This is a genomic window from Cyanobium sp. Morenito 9A2 (genome assembly GCF_024345575.1).
Lineage (GTDB): Bacteria > Cyanobacteriota > Cyanobacteriia > PCC-6307 > Cyanobiaceae > ATX-6F1.
In genome coordinates, this window is record NZ_JAGQBJ010000004.1 from 39,461 (window position 1) to 64,873 (window position 25,413).

Here is a 25,413-nt window from a genome sequence, read left to right on the forward strand (position 1 = left end):
CCGCTAGCGTGGCCGCAGTCGGCGTTCTCCGATGACCCAGCTGCACGATCTGCGCCTGAGGCTGCTGGTCCAACAGGAGAGTGAGCGCATCGCCGCCAACCAAGGCGCCGACCTTGACCTCTCCGTGGTCCAGGCCCGCTGCCTCTGCTGGCTGGCTCTGCTGGCCGAGGCCCATGAGGACCAGGCCAGCGACGCCGAGAAGCGCGGTGACGTGGAGCAGGCCATGGGCTGGTTCGCCGATTCCATGCGCCTGCGCGATGTGATCGGTGTGGTCAGTTCGATTGAAATTCCCCTGCCTGTCGTGTGCGGTTGTGACGACGATCCCGAGCATGACGACGGCTCGATGACGGCCTGAACGAAGACAGGAGCCGGCAATGCCATGATGGAATCTGAGAACCAAAGGGAGTGCGGTGCCCGAAGAGCCCTGCCAATGCCCTGACTGCCAGCGTTTCTATCGGGAACACGACCGATTGATCCGCGAAAACCCCACCCTGCGCCAGCAGCAGGAGATCAATTGGGCTGCGCTGCAATCGTTTCGCACCCTGGCGGGGCGGGTGCTCGAAGACCTGCAGAAACTCCACGGAGACACCGAGGCCCCGCCTTTGGCCCCCCCCATGGCGGCGGGGGCCAAAGGAGCGCCTGACGCCCCTGAGCCCGAGAGCGATGCCATGCAGCAGGCGATCGGCGATCTGGAGAACATCAATGCCCACCTGTTCTCGATCGAAGCCTTGATGGAGCGCATCTTCGACGTGCGCGTGCCTGAGGAAGTGGAGCAGAAATTCAAGGAGTTGGCGGGTGAGTTGGCCCCCGACCCCCTCAACGCCGATCGCCTGCGGCTCAACCGCCTGTTGCACCAAACCCCCGACCTGCCCGATCATCGCGCCTAGGCCGCAGCCGCCAGCGCAAGGCATTGGCGGGCCATCAGACCTTCTTCATCCGCCGGGATTCGGAACCAGTGGAGGGGCCCGAGCCAGCCCAATCGCTCCTTGAGCTCCTCTTCCAACAGGCGGTCGTTGGCCCCGATTCCGCCGCTCAGGGCAATGGCGTCGACACCGTTGAGGCTGGCGGCCATGGCCCCGATCCCCGCCAGCAGGCGATGCTGGAACACCTCCAGGGCCAGCTGAGCCCCCCGGTGATGGGTGGCCGCGGCCTGGCGCAGCTCGGCCCAGTCGCCGCTCAGCTCGGAGAGACCCAGCAGGCCACTCTCACGGGTAAGGGCATGGTCGATGTGATCCACTGGCAGGCCCTCGCGCATCAGGTGCAGCAGCAGCCCCGGGTCCACCGAGCCGCTGCGGCTGGCCATCACCAACCCCTCCAGGGGGGTGTAGCCCATGGTGGTGTCGATGCTGCGGCCTTCTTGAATCGCCGCGAGGGAGCAGCCGGCCCCCAGATGGCAGCTGATCAGACGCAGTTGGCCGGGGTGGCCCAACCGGTCGGCCACCGTTTCGCTCACGTGCTGGTGGTTGAGGCCGTGGAAGCCGAAGCGCCGCAACCCCCGGGCTCGCCAGCTCGCTGGCAGGGCATAGGTGAAGGCGGCTTCGGGGAGGTGGTGGTGGAAGGCCGTATCGAAACAGGCCCACGGGCTCAGGGCCGGATCCCAAGCGATCAGGGCGCGGATCAGTGCCAGGGCGGGGCCGTTGTGGAGTGGGGCCAGGGGCACCAGCGCCTCCAGGGCCTGCACCAGCTCCGGGGTGATTCGGGCAGGGGCGCTGAAGTGTTCCCCCCCATGCACCACCCGGTGGGCCGCCAGGGCCAGCTGGCCGCGCCAGGGCTCAAGCTGCTCGGCCAGCCACGGCGCTGCTTCGCCCCCACCGGGACCCTGGCCCTGCCACAGCCGCACTCCGGCGCGGTCAATGACCGCGGCCTTGAGGCTGGAGCTGCCCAGATTCACCACCAGAGCAGGGAGCATGGTGAGCTCAGTCGAGCTCACAGCTGATGGTGACCGGGAAGGGGGCCACCTGCCAGATCCGCCTGGCGTACTCGCCGATGGAGCGGTCGGAGGAGAAGAAGCCCGAACGGGCGGTGTTCAGCAGTGCCATCCGGTTCCAGCGCTCCCGATCGGCCCAGGCCTGGTTCACGTTCTGCTGAGCCTTGAGATAGGCGCTGAAGTCAGCGAGCACATAGAAGGGATCGCGGCCCGTGAGGTTCTGGAGCAGGGGGCGGAACAGGTCGCCGTCGCCGTGGCTGAAATGGCCCTGCTCCACCAGCCGCAACACCTCCGGCAGTTCCTCGATCGTGTTGACCAGTTCCCAGGGGCGATAGCCCGAGGCGTGCAGGTCGGCGATCTCTTCTGTGGTGTGGCCGAAGAGGAAGAAATTCTCCGCCCCGACCTGTTCACGGATCTCCACGTTGGCCCCATCCAGGGTGCCGATGGTGAGCGCGCCATTCATGGTGAACTTCATGTTGCCGGTGCCGGAGGCTTCGAGACCGGCGGTGGAGATCTGTTCGGAAAGATCAGCGGCTGGGTAGACCTTTTCCCCCAGTTTCACGGTGTAGTCCGCCAGGAACACCACCCGCAGACGTCCCTCCATGTCCGGGTCGGCGTTGATCGTTTCGGCGATGCCGTTGATAAAACGAATAACAAGTTTGGCCATGTAGTAACCCGGTGCCGCCTTGCCGCCGAAGATCACCGTGCGGGGGGCCTCGCCATCGCCCAGGCCGTTCTTGATGCGCAGGTAGTGGGCAATCACCTGCAGGGCATTGAGGTGTTGACGCTTGTATTCGTGGATCCGCTTCACCTGAACGTCAAACAGGGAACTCGGATCCACGAGCAGTCCGCTGGTGCGGTGGATGTACTGGGCCAGATGCTGCTTGCCGGCCAGCTTGCTCTGCTCCCAGCGCTCCAGGAAGGCCCGATCGTGCTGCAGGGGCTCCAGCCGGCGCAGCTGCTCCAGGTCGGCGACCCAGCCATCGCCGATCGCTTCGCTCACCAGGGTCGTGAGGGCAGGATTGGCCAGGGCGATCCAGCGCCTCGGTGTCACCCCGTTGGTGACGTTCGTGAACTTCTCGGGCCAGAGGGCGGCGAACTCAGGGAACAGCTGACTCTTCACCAGGTCGCTGTGCAGGGCAGCAACCCCGTTGACGTGGTGGCTGGCCACGGTGGCCAGATGGGCCATGCGCACCGCTTTGCGTCCCTCCTCATCGATGATCGATACCTTGCGCAGGATTGCGTCGTTGCCCGGGTAGCGGAGGCGTACCTGCTGGAGGAAGCGACGGTTGATCTCGAAGATCAGCTCCAGATGGCGGGGGAGAAGGCTGCCGAACAGGTCGAGGCCCCATTTCTCCAGGGCTTCGGGAAGCAGGGTGTGGTTGGTGTAGGCGAGTGAGCGGCTGGTGATCTCCCAGGCCTGGTCCCATGTCAGCCGCCTGTCGTCGATCAGGAGACGCATCAGCTCGGCCACGGCGATCGCCGGATGGGTGTCGTTGAGCTGCACCGTCCAGTGCTCCGGGTACTCCGTCACCGGCAGGCCGCGGCGCTCGAGGCTGCGCAGCATGTCCTGCAGGGAGCAGCTGACGAAGAAATGCTGTTGCTTGAGCCTCAGCCGGCGGCCCTCGTCGGTGCCGTCGTTGGGGTAGAGCACCTTGGAGAGGGTTTCCGAGCCCACCTTCTCTTCGACCGCCCCGTAGAAGTCGCCGATGTTGAAGGCGTAGAAGTCGAAGCTTTCGGCGGCGTCGGCGCGCCAGAGCCGCAGGCGGTTGCAGGTGTTGACGTGGTACCCGAGCACGGGGACATCGTGGGGCACGCCGATGGCGTGCTCGGCAGGGATCCAGCGCACCCGGTAGTGGCCTTGATCGTCTTGGTAGCTCTCGGTGTGGCCACCGAAGCCCACGAAACAGGACTGGTCGGGGTGGGGCAGCTCCCAGGGCCAGCCGCCCTTGAGCCATTTGTCGGTGATCTCCACCTGCCAGCCGTCACGAATCAGCTGGTCGAAGATGCCGAACTCGTAGCGGATGCCGTAGCCCGTGGCGGGGATCTCGAGGCTGGAGAGGGATTCCAGATAGCAGGCGGCCAGGCGGCCAAGGCCGCCGTTGCCCAGACCGGGTTCTTCCTCCATGGCGGTGATCTGCTCGAGGGACGTCACCCCGAAACGGCGCAGGGCTTCGCTGGCCTGCTGCTCGATGCCCAACATCAACAGGTTGTTGCCCAGCTGGGGGCCGATCAGGAACTCGGCCGAGAGGTAGGCCACCACGCGCTGAGGGGAGGCGCTGATCGCCTCGATGCCCGCCAGGTAACGGGTCATCAGCCGGTCGCGGACCGCATGGCTCAGGGCCAGGTAGAGATCGTGGTGGTTGGCGGCGGGGGCGAGCTTGCCAAGGGTGAAGAACAGGTGCTCGGTCATGCCCTCGAAGAGGTCGTCCGCGGCGAGCCCGTTGCGGTTGGTGTCAGCGTTGCAGCCCGGGGTGGGCAGCTTCAGCTCGATCGGGGTGGCGTTGCTCATGCGCCCACCTCGGCGGCGGTTTCGGCGGCGGCTTCAGTGGTGGCGGGGGCCCAGCGCCAGCCGGTCACCTCGGGATTGTCCATGCCATGGGCATGGGCGTAGGCGCGGTGCTCGAGAATGTGCTCCTTCATGCGCTCCTTGACGTGGGCGGCACGGGAGCCTAGGGACGGCACCCGGTCGATCACATCGATCACCAGATTGAAGCGGTCGATCTGGTTGTTCATCGCCAGCTCAAGTGGGGTGTTGATGTTGCCTTTCTCCTTGTATCCACGCACATGGAAATTGGCGTGGTTGGTGCGGTGATAGGTGAGCCGGTGAATTAACCAGGGATAACCGTGGAAGTTGAAGATGACCGGCCGGTCGGTGGTGAACAGGCCGTCGAAGTCCGCATCCGAAAGGCCGTGGGGGTGCTCCTTCGGTGCGGTCAGCGCGAACAGCTTGACCACATTGATGACCCGGATCTTCAACCGCGGGATTTCCCGGCGCAGGATCTCCACCGCCGCCAGGGTCTCCTTGGTGGGGATGTCACCGGCGCAGGCCATCACCACGTCGGGCTCGTCGGCTTCGGTGCTGTTGTCATCGTTGCTGGCCCAGCTCCAGAGGCCGATGCCCTTGGCCACGTGCCGGCGCGCCTGCTCCAGGTCGAGGTATTGCAGGTGTTTTTGCTTATCGGAAACGATGATGTTGCAGACATTGGTTTCCAGGAAAGCTTCCTCGGCCACCGCCAGGAGGCTGTTGGCATCGGCCGGCAGGTAGACCCGCACCACCTCGCCGCTCTTGTTCCCCGCCAGGTCGATGAAGCCAGGGTCCTGGTGGGTGAAGCCGTTGTGGTCCTGGCGCCAGACCGTGCTCGAGATCAGGCAGTTCCAGGGGGCGATCGGGGCGCGCCAGGGGGCGTGGTGGATGCAGGATTCCAGCCACTTGGCGTGCTGGTTGAACATCGAGGCGATCACATGGGCAAAGGCCTCGTAGGTGTGGAAAAAGCCGTAGCGACCCGTGAGCAGGTAGCCCTCCATCATTCCCACCAGGGTGTGCTCGCTGAGCATCTCCACCACCCGTCCATTGCGGGCCAGTTCGCTGCCGCCGGCATCCTCGGGAAGCAATTCCTCCATCCACACCTTCTTGCTCACCTCGTAGATCGCCTGCAGGCGGTTGGAAGCGGTTTCATCGGGGCCGAAAATGCGCAGGGAATCGGGGTTGCGGCTGATCGCATCGCGCAGCAGCGCTCCGAGGGGTGCGGTGTTGGCGACTTCGCTCTGGCCGGGCACCTTCACCGGAGTGGCGTAGGCCTCGATCGGCGGCAGTTGCAATTTGCGGCGCAGCAGACCGCCATTGGCGTGCGGGCTCGAACCCATGCGCCGGTCGCCCCGGGGTGAGAGGGCCTGGAGCGTGCTCACCAGGGTGCCGCCGGCATCGAACAGTTCTTCGGGCCTGTAGCTGCGCAACCATTGCTCCAGAAGGGCCAGTTGGGCGGGGTCGTGGCGGGGGTTGGGCAGGGGGACCTGATGGGAGCGCCAGAAGCCCTCGAGCTTGAGGCCGTTGAGCTCCTTTGGCCCGGTCCAGCCCTTGGGGGAGCGCAGCACGATCAGCGGCCAGGCCGGGCGGAAGGGTTGGCCGCTGGTTCGGGCTTGGTCGCGAATCGCCAGGATCTGGCCCACCGCCTGGTCCATCGCCGCCGCCATGGCCCGGTGCATGGCGGCGGGTTCCTCGCCTTCCACGAACAGGGGGTTCCAGCCGTAGCCACGGAGCAACTGTTCCAGCTCCTGGTGACCGATGCGGGCCAGAAGGGTGGGGTTGGAGATCTTGTACCCGTTGAGATGCAGCACCGGCAGCACCGCACCATCGCTGACGGGGTTCAGGAACTTGTTGATGTGCCACGACGTGGCCAGGGGGCCGGTCTCGGCCTCGCCATCGCCCACGCAGGCCAGGGCGATCAGGTCGGGGTTGTCGAAGACGGCGCCGCAGGCGTGGGAGAGCACATAGCCCAATTCGCCGCCCTCATGGATCGAGCCGGGGGTTTCAGGGGTGCAGTGGGAGCCGATGTGGCCGGGGAAGGAGAACTGCTTGAAAAAGCGGCGCAGCCCTTCGATGTCCTGGGATTTATCGGGGTAGATGGCGCTGTAGCTGCCATCGAGATAGGTGGGGCCGAGCACCCCCGGGGCGCCGTGGCCCGGCCCCGACAGGTAGATCATGTCCAGGTCGTGGCGGCGGATCACGCGGTTGGCGTGGGCCCAGATGAAGGCCTGACCCGGACTGGAGCCCCAGTGGCCCAGCAGCCGATTCTTGATGTGTTCGGGCCGCAGCGGTTCCCGCAGCAGCGGGTTGCCCTGGAGATAGATCATGCCCACCGCCACGTAATTGGCGGCCCGCCACCAGGCGTCGATCAGGGCCAGCTCGTTGTCACCTGGGGCAACCAGACTCTTGGGGTCGGCCTCGATGGTGAGGGGTTCCATGGGAGCACGGCACCGAACCAGCGGAAGGTAGCCAAAGTTCGGCGAGGGATAGGCATGCAGCATCACAAGCCAGGGTCTCGACACCATCGCTCCACGGTGAACCCCCGCTGGCCGATCAAAGTGGAGCAAGCCGCCTGGCCCCGCGATGACACATCCCCTGTCGGACGCCCTCAGGGCGTGGGGCCTGACCTGGGGCGGCTGGCTGGACAACCGCCGCGGCGAGTGGTGGCTGCTGGCCCAGCTTGTGCTGATTGCCCTGTTGCTGTTGCCCGCAGTCCCGGCGCCATCCGCCCTCGGGTTGACCTGGCCCCTGGCCGTCCGGCTGGTCGGGGCCGTCGCCGTGGCGCTTGGGGTGGTTGAGGGCCTGCGGGCTTTTCTCAATCTCGGGTCCAGCCTCACGCCCCTGCCCGATCCCAAGCCCGGGGCGGCGCTCGTGACCACGGGGCCCTATGCCCGCGTGCGCCATCCGCTCTACCAGGCCATTTTGATCGGTGCCCTGGGCATGGCCCTGGCCCGGGGCAGCCTGCTGCACCTGGGGCTGCTGCTGGCCCTGGTCGGCGTGCTGGGGGGCAAGGCCCGGCGCGAAGAGAACAAGCTGCTCGCCGAGCATCCGGAGTACACCGCCTACCGCGCCTCCACGGCGGCGATCGTGCCGGGGCTGCCCTGGCTTGACTGGCGCGCTTGATCCCTCAGGCTCCTGGTTCGCGGCTGCGGTCGGCCAGGGCCCACAGCAGGCTGGCGAGCACCGCCATCAGACCCAGGCTGCTGGCCCAGGCGGGCCCCAAAGCCCAGCTCAGCACCAGGTCGGTGATCAACCCCACCACCAAGGCCAGCAGCAGGCTGCTGACGATCAAGGTGACCTGCTGCAGCCGCTCATCGAGCGGCCCCTCGCCCAGGGCCTGCTCCAGCCGGGCCAGGGGGGCGCTCAGGGGCAGGTAAAGGGCCAGGGCCCACAGCGCCGTGCCGGGCAAAAGCGGTGACCAGTCGGGCACGGGTCTGGGGGCGGGTTGAGCTCCCTAGCATCGACGACCCTGCGCCGTTCCATGGCCCCCTGGTCGTACCTGGACCATTCCGTGTTCAGCCTGCGCCGCCGACCGGAAGCCCCGGTGGGGCCTGCCCTGCTGCTGGTGCATGGTTTCGGTGCTTCAACGGACCACTGGCGCTTCAACATCCCGGTGCTGGCGGAGCACCATGAGGTGCACGCCCTCGACCTGCTGGGCTTCGGCCGCAGCGCCAAGCCAGAGGGCCTCGCCTACGGCGGCGCCCTCTGGTGCGATCAACTGGCCGCCTACGTGCGCGAGCGCATCGGCCGCCCCACGGTGCTGGCGGGCAACTCGCTCGGGGGCTATGCGGCCCTGGCGGCGGGTGTGGCCCTGGGCGAGCTGGCGGCGGGGGTGGTGCTGCTCAACGCCGCCGGCCCCTTCAGCGCCGAGCAACGGGAGCCCGAAGGCTGGGGCGCCATCGCACGGGCCACGGTGGGTTCGGCTTTGCTCCGAAGCCCGGTGCTGCAGCGGCTGCTGTTCGAGAACCTGCGCCGGCCCGCGACGATCCGTCGCACCCTCAACCAGGTGTACGTGGATCGCACCAATGTGGACGCGGAGCTGGTGGAAGCGATCCGGCGGCCGTCGCTCGATCCCGGCGCTTTCGGGGTGTTCCGCACCGTGTTCGACATCCCCCGCGGTCAGCCCCTCGATGGGCTGTTCGATCAGTTGAAGGCGCCTTTGCTGTTGATCTGGGGCCTTAAGGATCCGTGGATCAACGCCGAGGGGCGCCGGGCCCGGTTCCTGGCCCATGCCCCCGCCGGCACCCGTGAGGTGCTGCTACAGGCCGGTCACTGCCCCCACGATGAGCTGCCGGCGGTGGTGAACCAGGCGCTGTTGGCCTGGCTGGGGGAGCTCTAAGCTCCCCGCCCACTGTTTCCTTCCCCGTGATCCCCATGGCCCTCGTCCAGCACGCGGATCCCTACCCCCACTGGGTCTTTACCCACCCTGCCAGCGGCGATCAGGTGCGGCTGGTGCCCGAGCGCGGCGGCCTGGTGACAGGCTGGAGCAGTGGCGAACGGGAGCGGCTGTATTTCGATGTGGCCCGTTTCGCCGATCCGGCCCGCTCGGTGCGGGGTGGGATCCCCGTGCTGTTCCCGATCTGTGGTGGTCTCCCCGATCACCCCTTGCCCCAGCACGGCTTTGCCCGGGATCGGCCCTGGTCCCTGGCGCTGCTGGAGGACGGTGAAGGGGTGCGGCTGGAGCTGCGGGAAGATCCCAGCACCCTGGCCCTGTTCCCCCACCCCTTTCGCCTGAGCCTGGAGGTGCGCCCGAAACCCTCGGCGCTGGAGATTCGCGTCCGGGTGGAGAACCCGGGCGAGCAGCCCCTGCCGTTCAGCTTCGGGCTGCACCCCTATTTCCAGGTGTCTTCGCTGGCGGCGGCGCGGATCGAGGGGTTGCCCGAGCAGGTGCTCAATCAGCTCACGCTTGAGCAGGCTTCCTCCAGCGACTTGCTGGAGGACCTGCCGGCAGGGGTCGATTTGCTGGCGGCTCCCACGGGGTCCGTCCGCCTCGTGGACACGTCCCGGGGTGAGGCGATCAGCCTCGAGACCACGGCCCCGCTCGATCTGGTGGTGGCCTGGAGCGATCCGCCCCGGCCGATGGTCTGTCTGGAGCCCTGGACGGCCCCCCGCGGCGCCCTGATCAGTGGTGATCGCCTGCTGCGGCTGGCCGCCGGAGAGGCACGCGAACTGGTCACCTGCTACAGGCTGACGCCGGCCTGAGCCACCCCTGGCAGCCGGCCCCTGGCCAGTTGCTGCCGAGGATCGAACTGCCGCTTGAGTGCCTCGATCAGGGGGCGATCGGGCGCGTCCCCCCAGGCGGCCAGGCCCGCTTTCTCGGGCTGCTCCAGCACGGTCAGGTAACCGCCGAGCTCTGTGCAGCGCCGTCGCAGCTCCTGCACGTGGAAGCGGGCCAGCTCGCCCGGGCCCGATCCAGCCGCGGCCCAGGCGAGCCCCAGGCCGCTGCCCGCCCCGAGGCTCACGGGCACCGACCGCAGCAGCCTGTGGTCCAGCAGCGTGAGGCCATGGGCGGGCAGCACCCCCAACCGCAGCAACCAGCGCCCCTCCTGGGGGGCGGGGTGGCTCAGCAGGCCATCGCCCAGGCCCAGGGCCCGCAGGGCTTCCAGGCGCTCACTGTCGAGGGGTTGCGCACGAACGCCCTCGACGCGGGCTTCGGTGCCGATGGCGGCGATCTGCTCGGCCAGGGCTTCGGCGCTGACGCTGGCGAGGCTGATCAGCAGCGCCGGGCTGGCCTCCAGCCCGGCCTCGGCGGTGAGGGCCGCCCCCCAGAGGTCGATCAGTTCGGGGGTGAGGCTGGAGCTGAGCAGCCAGCGACGCAGGCGTTCAAGGGCCGAGCTCTCCCCCAGCAGCAGCAGACCGCGGCGCTGGGGCGGCACGGGCGTCGTGCGCAGGGTGAGCTCGGTGATCAGGCCCAGGGAGCCCCAGCTGCCCGTGAACAGGCGCATCAGGTCATAGCCCGCCACGTTCTTGACCACCCGGCCGCCGGCGTGGGCGGCGGTGCCATCACTTCTCAGCAGGCCAAGGCCAATCACCTGGTCGCGCACCCCCAGGTGGCGCTGGCGCAGGCCCCCGGCCAGGCCCCGGGCCACCAGCCCGCCGACGCTGCCGGCATGGCTGCCATCGGCGCCACTGCCCCAGGGCCAATCCATCGCCAGCCACTGGTGCTGTTCCGCCAGCGTTTGCTGCAGTTCCTTGAGCCCGAGACCCGCCTGCACGGTGACGGTGAAATCGCCGACGGCGTGGTCGATCAGTCGGTTCAGGCGGCGGCAGCTGACGACGGTGGTCTGTGGGCTGGGGGGACCCCAGTGCAGGCGGCTGCCATGGCCGGCGGGCAGCCAGGGGGTGGCTTCGGCGTGCAGCTGGCGCACCAGCTCCGGCAGCTCCCTGGGGTCTGGGGTGATCACGGCACGATGGTGCCATGCGCAGCCGCCCCACGATTGTCGTTTTTGATGACGACCCCACCGGGTCCCAGACGGTGCACGGTTGTCCGCTCCTGCTGAGCTGGGAGCAGCCGGCCTTGGCGGAAGCCCTGGGGGCCCCTGAAGCGCTGCTTTTTCTGCTGACTGACACGCGTGCCCTGGCGCCCGAGCAGGTGGCCCCGCGGCTGCGGCAGGTCTGCCGGGCGCTGGCGGCGGCCCGCGGCGAGGTGGGGCTGGAGCACTGGCTGCTGGTGAGCCGCGGCGATTCCACCCTGCGGGGCCATTTCCCCCTGGAGGTGGAGGCGATCGCAGCAGAGTTGGGGCCCTTCGATGGCACGTTGCTGGTGCCGGCCTTCCTGGAGGGGGGGCGCACCACGGTGGACGGAGTGCACCTCTTGTATGGCGAACCCGTTCACACCACGCCCTTCGGCCAAGACCGCCTGTTCGGCTTCCGCAGCAGTGCCTTGCCCGAGTGGGTTGAGGAAAAGACCGCTGGCCGCGTGCCGGCGGCGGCTGTGCGGCGCATCGGCCGCGCCGAACTGGCGGCGGCGGCGGCGGGCCCCACGGGGGCCCGAGCCCTGGCGGACACACTTCAGGGCCTGCGCGGCAACCCATTCGTCGTGGCGGACGCGGAGCGGCCCGAGCAGTTGGAGGCCCTGGCGACGGCCGTGTGGGCGGCCCAGGCGGCCGGATCACGCCTGCTGATCCAGTCAGCGGCGGGCTTGATTCGGGCCCTGGCGGCTCTGCCGCCCCAGCCCCTTGATGCCGCGGGCCTGGTGGCCCTGCGGCGCGGCCCCGCCCCGGGGGCGGTGCTGGTGGGCTCCCATGTGCCCCTGGCGGACCTGCAGCTGTCGGCCCTGCTGGCGGAACCGGGCTGCGGCGGCGTGGAGTTGCCGGTGGAGCGCGTTTTAAGCCACCTGCGCCAGGGGCGCCCGCTGGAAGACGGGTTCGAGGCGGAGCTGCTGGACGCCATCGCCGCGCTGCGCCGGCAGGGCCGCACCCCCGTGCTGTTCACCAGCCGCGGAGAAGCGAGTTGCGCAGACGGAGCGGAACGCCGGGCCTTGGGCGAGGCGCTGGCGGGACTGATGGCCCGGATCGCCGCCGCCCTGCCGGCGGATCTGAGTTACCTGATCAGCAAAGGGGGCATCACAACCCAGACCCTGCTGGGCGAGGGGCTGGCTGCGGCGGCGGTGCGGCTGGAGGGTCAACTGCTGCCGGGACTCTCCCTGGTGCGGCTGCCGGCCGATCACCCCCGCTTACCGTTGCTGCCGCTGCTCACCTTCCCGGGGAACCTGGGCGAGGCGGGCACCCTGGCCCAGGCCTGGCGGCTCATGGCGTTTGAGGAGCCCGAGACCGAGCGACCTCGTCCAGCCGGAAGCACCTAGGGTCACGCCCATCTTCACGGGCCCGGGCAGTCGGTTTCCCAAACTCTCCATGACCTTTCCAGCGCTGTTGCTTGAGGTGGGCAGCCACGAGTTTGAGGTGGCCGAAACCCTGATCGGGGTCGGCCGCTTCGTGTTGATCTTCATCGCCGCCCGCGCCCTGGCCGAGGTGCTGGTGCGGCTTCAGTTGCCCACGATCCTCGGGGAACTGATCGCCGGGGTGCTGATCGGCCTCTCGGGCCTGCACCTGATCCTCCCCCCGGAGACCCAGGGGGAGGTGAGCGCCTGGTTCGTCAACACGATTTCTTCCCTGGCCCACCTGGGCCCCACGGAGGTGCGGGAGATCTACGCTGAAACCTTCCCAAGCCTGCAGGCGGTGGCCACCCTTGGCCTGTTCTCGCTGCTGTTTCTCACGGGCCTGGAGAGCGACCTCGATGAGCTGATGGCGGTGGGCGCCCAGGCTTTCACCGTGGCGACCACCGGGGTGGTGCTGCCCTTCGCCCTCGGCACCTTCGGTCTGCTCTGGATCTTTCACGTGCCGCTGATTCCGGCCGTCTTCGCCGGCGCCTCCATGACCGCCACCAGCATCGGCATCACCGCCAGCGTGTTCAGCGAACTCAAGTTCCTGCGCACCAAGGAGGGGCAGATCGTGATCGGCGCCGCCGTGCTCGATGACATCCTCGGCATCGTGATCCTGGCGGTGGTGGTGGCCCTGGCCTCCAGCGGCACCGTGGCCATCGGCCCGATCGTGAAGCTCTGCCTGGCCGCTGTGGTGTTCGTGGTGGTGTCGCTGGTGCTGAGCCGCACGGCCGCCCCCCTGTTCGATTGGGCCCTCGATCAACTCAAGGCCCCCGGTGAGGTGGTTGTGGCCTCGTTCCTGGTGCTGTGCGTGGCTTGCTTCGCCTCCCAGGCCATTGGCTTGGAGGCGGCCCTGGGGGCCTTCGCCGCCGGACTGATCCTCAGCAGCTCCCGCCACACCAAGGCGATCGAGGCGGCAGTGAAACCCCTGGTCGCTCTGTTCTCCACCGTGTTCTTCGTGCTGATCGGCACGACCATGGACCTCTCGGTGCTCAATCCGATGGATCCCGCCAACCGGGAGGGCCTGATCGTCGCTGGCTTCCTGCTGGTGGTGGCTGTGGTCACCAAGGTGGTGGCAGGCTGGAGCTACGTCAGCAAGGACCCCACCAACCGGCTGGTGGTGGGGCTGGGAATGATGCCCCGGGGCGAAGTTGGCTTGATTTTCCTGGGGCTTGGCACCCAGGCGGGCCTGCTCACGCCCTCGTTGGAGGCGGCCATCTTGCTCATGGTGATCGGCACCACTTTCCTGGCGCCGGTGCTGCTGCGGATCGTGATCAGCCGGCAAGCCGCCCCCGCTGAGCAGCCGGCCTGATGGCGGCCTCTGGCTCGGCTTGACCCTCGCTCGGTTCAGCCGCAGAGCGCTTGGCGCCTCACCCAGCTGGCCCGGAAGCTCCCGTGCACCCGCTCACCCCTGGGGCTCACCAGGTCGAAGCTTCCGAGCACCGGCTGGCCTGGAACCACCGAACGGAAGCTGACCCGGCCCTTGAGCAGGCCGTCCAGGCCTGGTCTTGGCTGCAGGGTGATCGATCCGATCCGGTCGTCGGCAGGAAAACTGAACTGGGTTGGGTGGCTCAGGGTGGGCGCTTTCCAGATCGCAATCGAGAGGATGGCGGCCGGTCGGCTGGGCCGGGCGGGCCAGGGCATGGTGACGGTGAAGGCGGCCCCGTCCCAGGGGGCGCAGTCGTTCCAGATCTGGGCGCTCAAGGGCGTGGCGGCGGGTCCGGGTTGCTGCGTTGGGCTGGCCAGCAGGTCGGTTGGCAGCCCCAGGGCCAGGAGGGCGCCCACTGGGGCCAGGGCCCTGAGGACAGCTGAGGGGGATGGAGGGGCCATGGCGGGATCAGGGGTTGGAGGCCGTGCGCTGGGGGAAGGACAACTCCAGCACCAGGCAGCCCTCCTCGGTGCGAAAGGGCCCATGGACCTCACCCGGCGGGCGGCTGGCGTAGTGGCCGGCCTCCAGCCAGATCCCGAAGGCGGCATCGAACAGCCGCCCGCTGACGATGAACACCTCCTCCGGGTAGGGATGCACCTTGGCGCCGAAGGCGGCCGTATCAGCGCCGGGATGGAAGCGGGTCAGGCGGGTGATCTCACCGGTGGCGGGATCGTGGCTCAACGTGAGTTCTTCGGCCAGCTGCTCAAGCCCCGTCACCGGCGTCCAGCGGTGGAGCTGGTCTGCGGCGAAGACGTTCCAGTAGCGGCTCAGGCTTTTCAGGTTGGCTCGGGGGGTAAAGGGTGGTTCTGGTCAGGCGCAAGCTGCAGAACAGGGCCTGACCTCTGGTGCCCGGGCGTTCAACGGCTGCTCAGAGAACGCCGCGCTCGAGCTCATCGAGGTAGAGGAAAGTGGGGGCATGCACGCCGGCCTCCTGCCGCAGTTTGACCAGTTCCGGTGATTCAAAGAAGAGCCGGGCCGCTGCAAGCGAGGTCCACGCCGAGAGGTGAACCAACTGCTGGGGATCGGAGGCGTCCCGGAGCAGCTGGAAGCTGATCTCACCGGCCTCGCGGCGGATCGTGGCGGCGTCATCGAAAAATCGCTTCCAGGCTGGATAGCTTTCCACCGCGTGGAGGATCAGCACGTGGGGCATGGGCTCTGAGCGGAGCTCCTGAGTCAAGCAGCGCAGCCCGAAGCCTCAATGGGATCAATCGCCTTGGCCCGGCCCCCTGGGACCGTTGTCATACTTGCGGCTCAGGCGGTCCAGTTCGCTGCGCAGGTCATCAAGATCGCTGCGGTTGCGCTCCCTTTCCTGATCGGGGTACTGACGCAGGGAGCGGAACATCAGGCCGGCGCCGCCCCCGACCATGGCCACCATTGCCAGCAGGCTCCAGAGGCTGGTGGGCCGGAAGCTGAACACCAGGCTCTGGAGCACCAGCACCCCAAGGGCGGCGGAGCTGGCCCAGATCAGGAACCAGGCCAGTTTGCGGTAGGTGCCCGCGAGCAGCAGGGCGGCGCCGATGGCGAGGGGCACCATCAGCAGCCCGAAACCCTGGCCATTGTCGAAGCCCATCAGCCCACCGAAGAAGCTGCCTCCGCGGCCGACCGAGCCCCTGCCGAACCAGCCCCCCAACCCCAATGACCCCTGGGATCCCACCATCACCTGGCTGGTGAACAGCACGATGCCGGCGGCGAACAGGGCCCCACCGAACAGGAACTGCAGGAAGTCCTGAGTGGGCTTGCGGCTCATGGGACATGCCCAGGGGGAGCCATCCTGTGCAAGGGGGGTCAGGCCTGTCAATGGCGACCCGTCGTCCTTGGGCCTTCACCAGGGAAACGCCACCGTCACCCCCACCACCTCCACGGCCGGATCCGCCTGGACGATCGCCAGCAGATCCGTCTGCAGCCGATCCACCCAGGGCCCTGTGTTCACCCAGCCCAACCGCCTCCAGCTCCAAACCTTCGGCCCCGGTGCCCCTGCGCTCAGCACATAGTTCCGAGGCCCCTCCTGATCCGGCTGGCTGTAGACGCACACCCCGCAACTGAACGGAGCATCCTTCAGCTCCACCCACCAACCCCAGTCTTCGCAGCAGACGAACGCTGCCCTGTGGCCGCGCCCGATCAGCGCTGTCTGCAGGTAGCGAGCCAGGGACTGGCCCACGGTGCCCGGATTGGTCCAGACCTGCTCCTCCCCCGGGAGCTGGGGAAACTGTGCGGAGTGGATTTCAATGAAGCGGGCCAAGGCGAGGGGTTGTGCCGATGGATCGAGGCGGTGCCTGCGCTGACTACACCAGCCTCAGCCGCCTGAGAGGCTCCGCTCCAGCAGCTGAATCGGGTGCAGCACCTCGATCGCTCGCCCGGTGCCATCCATGTGCTGGCGGATCTGCAGGGTGCAGCCGATGTTGGCGCTCACCGCCAGATCGGCACCGGTGCCGGTGAGATCCTGTGCCTTGAGGCGGCCCAGTTCGGCGGCCTCATCAGGTTGCACCAGGTTGTAGATGCCGGCGCTGCCGCAGCACACTCCCGCCTCGCTGGCCTCGCGCAGCTGCACGTGGGGGATGCGCCGCAGCAACGCCCTTGGCTGCTCGGAGATCCCCTGGCCGTGAAGCATGTGGCAGGCGTCGTGGAAGGCCAGCCGCAGCGGCCGCTCGGCGCTGGCGGGCGTGCCATCGCCGTGGCGCAGGGGCTTCAGGCGGATCTTGACGGCTTCGCTGAGGCCCACGCGCTCCAGAAATTCCTGGATGTCCTCCACCCGGGCGGCGAAGGCGCTGCCACGGGCGGCCCAGGCGGGTTCGGCCGCCAGCAGCCGCTCGTAGGCCTTGAGGGTGTGGCCGCAGCCGGAGGCCGCCACCAACACGGCCTCCAGGGGTTCACTCCCCGCCGGCTTGCCCGGGCCGACCACGGCATCGAAGGCGTCGATCAGATCCCCCGCCAGCGCTCGGGTCTGCTCCAGTTCCCCCTGGTGGTGGGTGACGGCGCCGCAGCAGTTCTGGGCCGGGGGGATCACCACCTCGATGCCATTGGCGCTCAGCACTTCGATGGCCGCCCGGTTCACCGCCGGATCGAACAGCCGCTGCACGCAGCCCAGCACCAGCCCCACCCGGTGGCGCCGCTCGCCCTGGGCGGGCACCACCAGCGGGAAATCATCTGTGAACGCCTGGGGTGCCAGGGGCGGCAGCAGCCGCTCCATCGCCTCCAGCTGCGGCCCGAGCAGCCTGGTGAGGCCACTGGAGCGCGCCAGCCGTTGCAGCGGCGTGCCGGCATAGAGGCGCAGTGGCGCCAGCAGGGCCCGCAGCCTCCGGGGGTAAGGCAGCAGCGCGAACAGTAGCTGGCGGAAGCGGCGCTGGCCTGGGCTGCGCAGGTCCGGCGCGTTGAGCTTGGGGCGGGTGGCCTCGATCAGCTGGTCGTAGCGCACGCCCGAGGGGCAGGCCGTGACGCAGGCGAAGCAGCCCAGGCAGGAATCGAAGTGGCCCGCCACTGTGGCATCGAGTTCCAGCTCACCCGCCTCGATCGCCTTGAGCAGGTGAATCCGCCCCCGGGGCGAATCCATCTCCGTGCCCAGCACCCGGTAGCTGGCGCAGCTGGGCAGGCAGAAGCCGCAGTGCACGCAGGGGTCGCTGGCCAGGTTGAGGGGGCCCGCCAGGGCGGTGGCGTCGCGGGCCGTGGCGGACGGGGAGGCGCTCATGGGGGCCAGTCTGCCCCGCAGGCTCACCCCCCGAAGTGGCGCACCACCGCCTCGGCGAAGCCCGAGCAGCTCACGGGTTCCACCCGCGGCTCCATCAGCCGCGCCAGGTCGTAGGTGACCTCGCCATGGGCGATGGCGGCGCTGATCCCGGCGGTGATCAGATCGGCCGCCTCCTGCCAACCCAGGTACTCGAGCATCATCACACCGCTGAGGATCACCGAGCCCGGGTTGATCCGGTCGAGACCAGCGTGCTTCGGCGCCGTGCCATGGGTGGCCTCGAAGATCGCCGCTTTGTCACCGATGTTGGCCCCCGGCGCCATGCCCAGGCCCCCCACCACCGCGGCGGCGGCATCGGAGATGTAATCGCCGTTGAGGTTGAGGGTGCAGAGCACCGAATACTCCTGGGGCCGGGTCTGGATCTGCTGGAAGATGCTGTCGGCGATGCGGTCGTCGACCAGCACCATCGATTTCCACTTGCCGTAGCCGTGGCTTTCGCCGATGGCCTCGATCACCCCCTTCACCTCCTCATCCACCGCCGCTTTCTTCTCGGGGGTGAGGCTGTCGTAGCCGGGTTCGATCAGGCGCGCGTTGGCCTCGATCGTGAGGCCATGGTTGCGCTCCAGGTTGGAGAGGATCCAGCTTTCGCGCTCGGTCACGCAGACGTCGCGGAACTCGCTGGTGGCCAGCTCGTAGCCCCAGTCGCGGAAGGCCCCTTCGGTGAACTTCATGATGTTGCCCTTGTGCACCAGGGTCACATGGCGCTTGGCGCCCTCGAGGCCGAGGGCGTGCTGGATCGCCTTGCGCGCATGGCGCTGGGTGCCGAACTTGCTCACCGGCTTGATGCCGATGCCGGCGCCGTCGGGGATGCGGCGACCCTTGAGCTTGCCGTTGGCGGGGATCACCTCGTCGTTGAGGTGGCGGATCAGTTCGATGCCCACCGGGTCATCGGAGGCCCACTCGATCCCCATGTAGATGTCTTCGGTGTTCTCCCGGTAGACGATCACATCGAGATCCTGCGGCCGCTTGTGGGGGCTCGGGGTGCCGTCGTAGTAGCGGCAGGGCCGCACGCAGCAGTAGAGATCGAAGATCTGGCGCAGGGCCACATTCAGGGAGCGGATGCCGCCACCGATCGGAGTGGTCAGCGGGCCCTTGATCGCGACGCCGAACTGCTCGATTGCCGTGAGCGTGTCCTGGGGCAGGTACTGGTAGGTGCCGTAGAGCTCGCAGGCCTCATCGCCTGCGAACACCTTGAACCACTCGATCCGGCGCTCGCCGCCGTAGGCCTTGGCCACCGCCGCATCCAGCACCCGCTGGGTGGCGGGCCAGATGTCGACGCCGGTGCCATCGCCGCGGATGTAAGGAATGATCGGGTCGTTCGGGACGATCGGTTGGCCGTTCTCGAAGCGAATCGCCGTGCCGCTGCTGGGGGGCGTGAGCTTCTCGTAGGCCTTCTGTTCGGTGATCGCCATCGACGCCAGCGGTTGCGGAGCGCCGAGATTAGGTTGCGCACACGCCCCGTTCTGCTCAGGGGAAACGCCATGAACGCGGCGGATCAGGCACGCACACTGGAGATCACCCAGGCGATCGCGGCTGCGGCGGCCCTCCTGCGTCAGCAGTTTCCCGCCGCCAAAGCCAACCTCAACCCCTGGCGCGACGACCCGATCACGCGTCAGTTCCAGGAATGGGAATCCATTGACCTGGCCTTTCACTTCCCTGGCTGGAGCCCCAGGCTCCAGTGCCGCAGCCTGCTGGTGCAGCTGCGCCTGGCCCAGCGACCGGAGCGGGGATCGGCCGAGCGTCCACGGCTGTTGGGGGTGTTGATCAGTGGCATGACCTTCCACGGGGAGCAGTGGCGCCTGGCCACCGTGGGCGACTGGGAACCCACGGGCCCCCAGCCGCCGGAGACCGCCGTGGTGGCCAAGCTGCAGACCTTCTGCCGGGAGCTCTTTGAGCTGTTTGAGGGCAAGCGCTTGGCGGCCTGAAAGGCCAGGACTCACCAGAGCACACGAACCAGATCGCGCTGGAGGGCTCGGTCCGAGGTCACCGGTTCATGGCCGTGGTCGACCGCTCGGCCAAGGGGCAGTTGATCGATGGGATCGCGCTGATGGTCGGGCCGCACGATGCGTGGGGTGATCACACCCTCGTGCAGGGACAGGGTTTGGAAGCCGTGGCGCTCCCGAAGGATGGGTGAGGCAGGCGGGCTCGGGAAACGGACGTTGTCCGGCGGGGGCGCTTGCAACCATCACCCCCCTCTCACCGCGCCCAGAGGCAGGGGTCTGGCCGGAGCGACACGGGCGGCCCTGGCCCTGTCCGCGAGCATCCCAACCGTGGGCATCTTTCAGAACAAGCTGCAGCTCTCCAGCCGCAGGCCAGGTTCCTTGGGGCCAGCCCAGCGAAGCCGGCCTGACGCTCACCAGCAAGGTCACCAGATCAAGCGGGACGGGATGGGTATGCCAGCCTGCACCGCCTGGCCGGGTTGACGGCGCGCGCTGGGAGAGGGCCTATCAGCGGACGACACCCGGCCATGGCCCTGTGGCGCTGGCTGATCGCCACGTTTTCCCCCCTCTCGCCCGATCGAGCCAGGCGGCGAGGCGGGCTTGGGCCCCTTGGGCCCAGAAGGAGGTCGTTCGCTGGGCACCAACCTCGGGAGCTGATGGGCGGCACAACGCTTGAGCTGATCCCTGGTTTGATCGGTGGACCGGCCCGATCGAGGGGATGGCCGGGCGCGTAATCCTTCGCAACCTTGACGCAGTCTGCGGAAGGCCGCACGTAGCTTTGGCCCACTGCCCTGTCGCGTTTTCGAGCGCCCTTTTTCGACGATGTCCGTCGCCCTTGCCACCCAGTTGCGTGAAGGGACCAAAAAGTCCCACACCATGGCCGAGAACACCGGTTTCGTGACCTGCTTCCTGAAGGGGGTCGTCGACAAGGTCAGCTACCGCAAGCTGGTGGCTGACCTCTACTTCGTCTATGCGGCGATGGAGGAGGAGATCGGCAAGCTCAAGGACCACCCGGTGGTGGGTCCGGTGGCCTTTGAGCAGCTCAACCGTCGTGAAAGCCTTGAGGCTGACCTGGCCTACTACTTCGGCCCCGACTGGCGCCATCAGATCAAGCCCTCCCCCGCGGCGGCGGCCTACGTCGCGCGCCTTCATCAGGTGGCGGCCGAGTCGCCCGAGCTGCTGGTGGGTCACCATTACACCCGCTATCTGGGTGATCTCTCAGGGGGGCAGATCCTCAAGAACATCGCCCAGAAGGCCATGAACCTCGGCGAGAGCGATGGCCTGCACTTCTATGAGTTCGATGCCATCGCTGATGACAAGGCCTTCAAGGTCGCCTACCGCGCCACCCTTGATGAGCTGCCGATCGACCAGTCCACGGCCGATCGCATTGTCGAGGAGGCCAATGAGGCCTTCCATCTGAACATGACGATGTTCAAGGAGCTGGAGGGCAACCTGGTGGCGGCCATCGGCAAGGTGCTGTTCGGCTTCCTGACCCGCCGCCAGCGGGTGGGCAGCACCGAGGCTGTGGCCGCCTGAGCGGCCGGGTTTGCGTCCGCTTCGCTTCCTGGTCCCCGGCACGTCGGGGAAGTTCCGCTGCGGCGGTCTGCAGGTGGAGTTACAGACCGCCCGTCTGGTGGGTGCCCTCACGGGCAGTGAGGTGGTCACCTACCGGCGCCGGGAGCCCGGTCGGCCGTTCCTGGGTGATCTGCTGCGCAACGAGCGCCCCCCTGGCCCCGCTTTATGGGTGGTGAGCTGGGGCTTCGACGTGCCCAAGCAGCTGCGGCGTCTGCGGGGGCGTCCCAGCGCCTATCACGCCCACAGCAGCGGCTACGGCTTCGATCTCCCCCCCGGGGTGCCGGTGCTCGCGGTGAGTCCCAACACGCTGGGCTACTGGGGCGATCGGGCGCCCCGTCAGCCCTTGTTTCTGGTCCCCAACGCGATCGAGTCCCGTTGGGGCGACGACGGCGCCGTGCGTGATCCGGCCCGGGTGGCCCAGAGGCCGATCGATGTGCTGGTGCAGGCTCGCAAGAGCAGCGCCTACGTGCTCAGGCAGTTGGTGCCGGCCCTGCGGGCCAGGGGCCTGCGGGTCGAGGTGCAGAGCGGTTGGGTGCAGGACCTGGTGGATCTGTTCCGTTCGGCCAGGGTTTATCTCTATGACTCCGCTGATTATTGGCGTGGCCGCGGCGTGAGCGAGGGCTTCGGCCTACCGCCCCTGGAGGCGATGGCCAGCGGCTGTGTGGTGTTCAGCAGCCTCAACCATGCCCTGGCCGATGGCCTTGACCCTGGCCGACTCGGTCACCAGATCGGAGCTGGCACGCTAAGCGCCGATGTGGAAAGGATCGCGGCGGCGGTGGCCGACCCGGCCGCCTTCCTCGCCGATCCCCAGCGCCTGGCCGAGCGCCTGGCCCAGTGCTCCGAAGGGGCGCTGCAGCTGCGCTGGCGCGAGGCCCTGGTGGCGATTGATGCCCACTGGGACCGCTTGCTGGCGGGGGAGCCGCCCCTGATGGCCCCCAGTCCGTTGCAGGTGCGCCTGGCTCAGCTGCGGGGACGGCTCAGGCGCCTGGGCGGCACGAGGCTTTGATCGAGCAGCCTGATCGCCTGCAGGTGCTGGTGCTCACAGGCGGGCTGATTCACCTGGTGAACCAATTGGCCGTGGTGTTCGACCTGCCCGAGGTGCAGGCCTCTGGCGCCGAGGTGGGCCTGATGTTCACGGGTGTGATCACCGGTGATGCGCAGGGGCTTGGGGCCCAGCATCAGGCGGTGCAGAACTGGCTGGCGGTGTTGCAGCGTGAGGATCCCGTGCACTTCGGCGCGGTGGAGCTGATCTCCTGCGCTGAAGATCTCCGGCCTGGCTGGGATCTGGTCTGCCTCAACAACCTGTGGCAGGGAGCGCAACGCGATCCGGTGGAACGATTCGGGATCGCCACTGTGGTGGTGGGTGGCGATGGGCTGGGCCTCTATTACCGCACAGGCCGGGAGCTGCGGGCGATCCTTCCCAGTCTGTTGGGCTGTCCGATCGCCTTCGGCGATCGCGAGGTGCGTTATGTGCTCAACGGACGCCAACCTTTTTGGCATCGACCTCCTGGTCCCGCCAAGCCGGTGTCAGAGGCGATTCGCCGACAGCTGTTCGACGCCCTGGTGGCGAGCCAGCGGCAGCGGTGTCAGGTCTTTGTTCAAGACTGCCTGGAGCGGACGCCGCCGAACCGGCCCTTCTGGCTCTGCTCCGTTCCCAACCTGGCTCACCAGTTCCCTTTGAACCAGCTGCCTTTTTCGGTGCTTGAGCGCTGGTTGCAGCAGCTGGGCCGTGGTCATGGATTCGATCGCCAGCGGGATGCGTTGCTGCTCATCGACCATCCCAAGGCCCCAGCCTGGGGAAGCTTCGGGTCTGATCTTCCCGCTGGTGTCAGCGGACGGATCCGTAGTGCCGTGCCGCTGGAGGTGCTGGTGCGGGCCCTTGAGGAGGCGGCGCCTGGGCGATCAATTGTGGTGGCCGGCCTGAGCTCGGCTCTTTATGGCGTGCGCTGCCTCACCGGGGCGGCTGTGGTGTGGCTGTCACTGGCGCCGCTCTGGCTCGGCAATCGCCTCTACAGGCGCAGGCCGCTGGAGTTTCTCCACAGGGCGCTGAGGGTGAGGCGGATGGCGCAGCTCACGGCGCAACTGCGGAGCGATCAATAGCGCACCTCCCAGGGCCAGCGGTCGGGGATGCAGAGGAACGAGTCGTTCGCCCCGCAGGCCAGCGTTTCGGTGTTGAGGATGCGCCCGAACAGCCAGTAGTGAAGGGTGACGAGCAGGGCGGGCAGCAGGTAGGCGTAGGCCTGGTAGCGGTGGATCCAGGCCAGATAGGTGATCAACAGAAAAAACCCCACACCATCCGCCAATCGGAAGGTGATCTGGGGAAACCACTCCCATTCGACCGAGGCCTGAATGAGCAGAAACAGCACGGAGAACAGGGCTAGCTGCCGGCTCAGAGAACATTTCAGCAATCGCATCACTCCGAGGTGCCGTTGCCAGCAGGTGAGGGCCAGTCCCAGCGCCAGGGCCCATTGCAGCCGCTGAACTTCCCGCAGCACGGCGTAGTGACTGAAGAAGGTTTCCCGGGCGGCATAGACGGAGACTTTCTGCCAGGCGATCGGCGCGACGGCGATCAGCAGGGCTGCGAGGACGCCCATGGTCAGCCACCAGCGCCAGCGGCCCGGGGCCGTTCCGGTCGCCCGATCGCGCAGCAGCAGGGGGGAAAGGCTGAGCAGCAGGTTCGTGGGGAAGGTGGAGTGGACCAGGGCAGACCAGAGCACCCCAACCGCGATCAAGGGACGACGGAGCTCCACCAGGCGCCCTGACCAGAGCATCAGGGGCAGCAGCAGCAGCAGGGCCAGGGCCTGCCTGGTCACGCCGTTCTGCAGAAAACTCCGCAGCAGGGGGCTGCAGCAGATCAGCAGACTCGACCAGCCCCCCCAGGCCAGGGCCCGCCAGCGCCAGGCCAGCAGGAGCGGTGCGGCGGCATACCCGGCGGCCACCAGTCCGTGCACCGCCGCCATGCGATACGGCAAGGCCAACACCAACGGGCCCACCAGCAGCCAGAACGGTTCCCCTTTGGTGCCACCACCTGGGTAGATCGCGAAGCCGTGGCTCAGCTTGGTGATGTCACTGGTCCCCCAGCTGGCGAGGGTGAAGAACAGGGCCACCAGGCTCAGCAGCACCGCTGCTCCGATCCACCAGCCGCGCCGGCGCCCGTTGACCCCGGCCCATGACATCCAGGCGGCCGCCGCCAGTTGGCACCCGAAGAGGCCGGCCATCAGCAGGGGGGCTGCGGTGACCTGATCGATGCGGAAAGGACCTTCGGTCGGGAACGGGGTCATCGTCGGGGTCGAGGCTGACGGCCCATGGCGTGCTTTCGCCACAGGTCACGGAGTGACGCCTGCCCCTGCACGGAGGCAAAGCCCCAGTAGGGGTCAAGCAGCGTTCGTACCGCCGTGGTGCTCTCCCCCGATCGCAGCCGTTCCCGCAGCTCGGCGCTGAGCCGTTGCCGCTCCTGCCATTCGCGCACCTCCTCCTCCCCTTTGGCGTCGGTGAGTGTGGTGACATCTTGCTCGACCTCCACATCGATCCAATGCAGCCGCCTGCCGAGGGCCACGCCATAGCCCAGGTGCGTTCCGAAGGCGTTGCTGGCCAGCCCATCGCTCAGCTCCAGCAGGGTGCGCAGCGCATCGAGGAACCAGGGGTTGGAGCGATGGCCGTTGCAGGCCACGATCCAGTGCGGCGGCAATCCGTGCAACTGGGGATCCTTCCAATGGCGCAGCCAGATCACCGAGCGGTAACCGCTGGCCTCGGCCCTGGCGCGCACCGCCTCGACACAGCGTTGATGGTCCATGCGGCGTTCGACCTGATCCCAGCTGTGGGCCAGCACCACCAGGAGGGTGGGGCCGAGCTCATGCCTCAGCCCGGCGATGGCTTCCGCGTCGAGCACGGGCCGCGCGTAGGCGATCCAGGGGCCGATGGCCATGGCCGGCAGGCCAAACCGTTCGCTCAGCCAGCGGGCCCGCAGGGGACCCATGCAGAGGTAGCCCTTCGTCCAGGGCTTGGGGCTCTCGAAGGTGGACCCCTGGGCCACCTTGAGGCCGTGCTCCAGGAGGAAGGGCATCGGACGGCCGATCAGGGGCAAGCCGGCCTGACGTTTGAGCTGCACGTCGTGGCCGTAGTGGTGGGAAGAGTTCTCCAGCTCCCGGCGCGCTGGGCTGAAGAAGTTCTTGCGTCCTGTTGAGGACTGAAAGACTCCCTGATCCCAGAGGTCGGCGCTGACCTCTGGGGCGAAGGGGCGAGCGCTGAAGGCCTGGTGCACCAAGCCCCTGTAGGCGGCCAGGGCCATCCACTGGTCCCGGTCCAAACGAGCCACAGCTCCCAGGGGGCCGAGCCGTCCAGCGCGCACCCAGTCGCGCAACAGCAACCGCAGGGCCTTGCGCATCCCCCCCGCCGGC

At 68.0% G+C, this 25,413-nt stretch carries 26 protein-coding genes; 12 read left to right on the forward strand and 14 right to left on the reverse strand.

Features of this window, described 5'->3' with window-relative positions; translation table 11 throughout:
• Positions 1–31 precede the first annotated feature (31 nt).
• Both KBY88_RS06885 and KBY88_RS06890 read left to right on the forward strand, forming a co-directional pair.
• On the forward strand, positions 32–355 hold the full coding sequence (locus tag KBY88_RS06885) for a DUF8670 family protein (protein WP_254939184.1): 324 nt from the start codon (positions 32–34) through the stop codon (positions 353–355).
• A 55-nt stretch (positions 356–410) separates the two neighbouring features.
• Positions 411–887 carry a DUF8661 family protein gene (locus KBY88_RS06890; RefSeq protein WP_254939185.1) on the forward strand — a complete coding sequence of 159 codons (477 nt, stop codon included), beginning with the start codon at positions 411–413 and terminating at the stop codon, positions 885–887.
• Here KBY88_RS06890 and KBY88_RS06895 read toward each other — a convergent pair.
• Genes KBY88_RS06895 through KBY88_RS06905 form a run of 3 tightly spaced genes read right to left on the reverse strand, consistent with a single transcriptional unit; the run spans position 884 to position 6,892 of the window.
• Positions 884–1,909, reverse strand: a complete 1,026-nt coding sequence (locus KBY88_RS06895) for an acetate/propionate family kinase (RefSeq protein WP_254939186.1) — start codon at positions 1,907–1,909, stop codon at positions 884–886. The two genes, KBY88_RS06890 and KBY88_RS06895, sit on opposite strands and share 4 nt — an antisense overlap.
• A 7-nt stretch (positions 1,910–1,916) precedes the next feature.
• Positions 1,917–4,439: a glycogen/starch/alpha-glucan phosphorylase gene (locus KBY88_RS06900; protein ID WP_254939187.1), complete on the reverse strand. Its 2,523-nt coding sequence runs from the start codon at positions 4,437–4,439 to the stop codon at positions 1,917–1,919.
• Entirely contained in the window at positions 4,436–6,892 is a 2,457-nt protein-coding gene (locus KBY88_RS06905; RefSeq protein WP_254939188.1) for a phosphoketolase family protein, read from the reverse strand. The genes KBY88_RS06900 and KBY88_RS06905 overlap by 4 nt, the downstream gene beginning before the upstream one ends.
• A 145-nt stretch (positions 6,893–7,037) precedes the next feature.
• Between KBY88_RS06905 and KBY88_RS06910 the strand changes: the two genes are divergently transcribed.
• On the forward strand, positions 7,038–7,577 hold the full coding sequence (locus tag KBY88_RS06910) for a methyltransferase family protein (RefSeq protein WP_254939189.1): 540 nt from the start codon (positions 7,038–7,040) through the stop codon (positions 7,575–7,577).
• Between the two features lie 4 nt (positions 7,578–7,581).
• Here KBY88_RS06910 and KBY88_RS06915 read toward each other — a convergent pair whose 3' ends face one another.
• Positions 7,582–7,884: a hypothetical protein gene (locus KBY88_RS06915; RefSeq protein ID WP_254939190.1), complete on the reverse strand. Its 303-nt coding sequence runs from the start codon at positions 7,882–7,884 to the stop codon at positions 7,582–7,584.
• A gap of 51 nt (positions 7,885–7,935) precedes the next feature.
• Between KBY88_RS06915 and KBY88_RS06920 the strand changes: the two genes are divergently transcribed.
• Entirely contained in the window at positions 7,936–8,793 is an 858-nt protein-coding gene (locus KBY88_RS06920; RefSeq protein WP_254939191.1) for an alpha/beta fold hydrolase, read from the forward strand.
• Between the two features lie 35 nt (positions 8,794–8,828).
• The gene (locus KBY88_RS06925; RefSeq protein WP_254939192.1) at positions 8,829–9,656 is read left to right on the forward strand and encodes an aldose epimerase family protein; all 828 of its coding nucleotides are present in this window, start codon (positions 8,829–8,831) and stop codon (positions 9,654–9,656) included.
• On the opposite strand, the gene KBY88_RS06930 is transcribed toward KBY88_RS06925, so the two are convergent.
• A complete protein-coding gene (locus tag KBY88_RS06930) occupies positions 9,635–10,858 on the reverse strand; it encodes an FAD-binding oxidoreductase (RefSeq protein WP_254939193.1) in 1,224 nt (407 codons plus the stop codon). The genes KBY88_RS06925 and KBY88_RS06930 overlap by 22 nt on opposite strands.
• A 14-nt stretch (positions 10,859–10,872) precedes the next feature.
• Here KBY88_RS06930 and KBY88_RS06935 point away from each other — a divergent pair, with 14 nt between their 5' ends.
• Together KBY88_RS06935 and KBY88_RS06940 are read left to right on the forward strand one after the other, a co-directional pair.
• Positions 10,873–12,258, forward strand: a complete 1,386-nt coding sequence (locus KBY88_RS06935) for a four-carbon acid sugar kinase family protein (RefSeq protein WP_254939194.1) — start codon at positions 10,873–10,875, stop codon at positions 12,256–12,258.
• A gap of 49 nt (positions 12,259–12,307) precedes the next feature.
• The gene (locus tag KBY88_RS06940) at positions 12,308–13,645 is read left to right on the forward strand and encodes a cation:proton antiporter (protein ID WP_254939195.1); all 1,338 of its coding nucleotides are present in this window, start codon (positions 12,308–12,310) and stop codon (positions 13,643–13,645) included.
• A 35-nt stretch (positions 13,646–13,680) separates the two neighbouring features.
• Here KBY88_RS06940 and KBY88_RS06945 read toward each other — a convergent pair whose 3' ends face one another.
• The 7 genes from KBY88_RS06945 to KBY88_RS06975 form a co-directional block, all read right to left on the reverse strand.
• Positions 13,681–14,163 carry a hypothetical protein gene (locus KBY88_RS06945; protein ID WP_254939196.1) on the reverse strand — a complete coding sequence of 161 codons (483 nt, stop codon included), beginning with the start codon at positions 14,161–14,163 and terminating at the stop codon, positions 13,681–13,683.
• 7 nt (positions 14,164–14,170) lie between these two features.
• The gene (locus KBY88_RS06950) at positions 14,171–14,479 is read right to left on the reverse strand and encodes a cupin domain-containing protein (RefSeq protein WP_254939197.1); all 309 of its coding nucleotides are present in this window, start codon (positions 14,477–14,479) and stop codon (positions 14,171–14,173) included.
• 151 nt (positions 14,480–14,630) lie between these two features.
• Positions 14,631–14,912, reverse strand: coding sequence for an antibiotic biosynthesis monooxygenase (locus KBY88_RS06955; protein ID WP_254939198.1), 282 nt, complete (start codon positions 14,910–14,912; stop codon positions 14,631–14,633).
• A gap of 54 nt (positions 14,913–14,966) precedes the next feature.
• The gene (locus KBY88_RS06960; RefSeq protein WP_254939199.1) at positions 14,967–15,509 is read right to left on the reverse strand and encodes a hypothetical protein; all 543 of its coding nucleotides are present in this window, start codon (positions 15,507–15,509) and stop codon (positions 14,967–14,969) included.
• A 75-nt stretch (positions 15,510–15,584) separates the two neighbouring features.
• Complete coding sequence (locus tag KBY88_RS06965) at positions 15,585–16,001, reverse strand: hypothetical protein (RefSeq protein ID WP_254939200.1); 417 nt, start codon at positions 15,999–16,001, stop codon at positions 15,585–15,587.
• A gap of 54 nt (positions 16,002–16,055) precedes the next feature.
• Complete coding sequence (locus tag KBY88_RS06970) at positions 16,056–17,444, reverse strand: (Fe-S)-binding protein (RefSeq protein WP_254939201.1); 1,389 nt, start codon at positions 17,442–17,444, stop codon at positions 16,056–16,058.
• Positions 17,445–17,467: 23 nt separating this feature from the next.
• On the reverse strand, positions 17,468–18,913 hold the full coding sequence (locus KBY88_RS06975) for an NADP-dependent isocitrate dehydrogenase (RefSeq protein WP_254939202.1): 1,446 nt from the start codon (positions 18,911–18,913) through the stop codon (positions 17,468–17,470).
• Positions 18,914–18,982: 69 nt separating this feature from the next.
• Between KBY88_RS06975 and KBY88_RS06980 the strand changes: the two genes are divergently transcribed.
• The 5 genes from KBY88_RS06980 to KBY88_RS07000 all read left to right on the forward strand — a co-directional run bounded on the left by KBY88_RS06980 (position 18,983) and on the right by KBY88_RS07000 (position 23,116).
• Positions 18,983–19,426 carry a Tery_1686 family protein gene (locus KBY88_RS06980; RefSeq protein WP_254939203.1) on the forward strand — a complete coding sequence of 148 codons (444 nt, stop codon included), beginning with the start codon at positions 18,983–18,985 and terminating at the stop codon, positions 19,424–19,426.
• A gap of 68 nt (positions 19,427–19,494) precedes the next feature.
• Entirely contained in the window at positions 19,495–19,635 is a 141-nt protein-coding gene (locus KBY88_RS06985; protein ID WP_254939204.1) for a hypothetical protein, read from the forward strand.
• A 628-nt stretch (positions 19,636–20,263) separates the two neighbouring features.
• A complete protein-coding gene (locus tag KBY88_RS06990; RefSeq protein ID WP_254939205.1) occupies positions 20,264–20,977 on the forward strand; it encodes a biliverdin-producing heme oxygenase in 714 nt (237 codons plus the stop codon).
• A gap of 10 nt (positions 20,978–20,987) precedes the next feature.
• Complete coding sequence (locus KBY88_RS06995) at positions 20,988–22,022, forward strand: glycosyltransferase (RefSeq protein ID WP_254939206.1); 1,035 nt, start codon at positions 20,988–20,990, stop codon at positions 22,020–22,022.
• Positions 22,019–23,116, forward strand: a complete 1,098-nt coding sequence (locus tag KBY88_RS07000; protein ID WP_254939207.1) for a hypothetical protein — start codon at positions 22,019–22,021, stop codon at positions 23,114–23,116. Before KBY88_RS06995 ends, KBY88_RS07000 begins: the two co-directional genes overlap by 4 nt.
• Here the strand turns inward: KBY88_RS07000 and KBY88_RS07005 are convergent.
• Both KBY88_RS07005 and KBY88_RS07010 read right to left on the reverse strand, forming a co-directional pair.
• Entirely contained in the window at positions 23,110–24,297 is a 1,188-nt protein-coding gene (locus KBY88_RS07005; RefSeq protein ID WP_254939208.1) for a hypothetical protein, read from the reverse strand. The genes KBY88_RS07000 and KBY88_RS07005 overlap by 7 nt on opposite strands.
• Positions 24,294–25,400, reverse strand: a complete 1,107-nt coding sequence (locus KBY88_RS07010) for a hypothetical protein (protein WP_254939209.1) — start codon at positions 25,398–25,400, stop codon at positions 24,294–24,296. The genes KBY88_RS07005 and KBY88_RS07010 overlap by 4 nt, the downstream gene beginning before the upstream one ends.
• Positions 25,401–25,413: the final 13 nt, after the last annotated feature.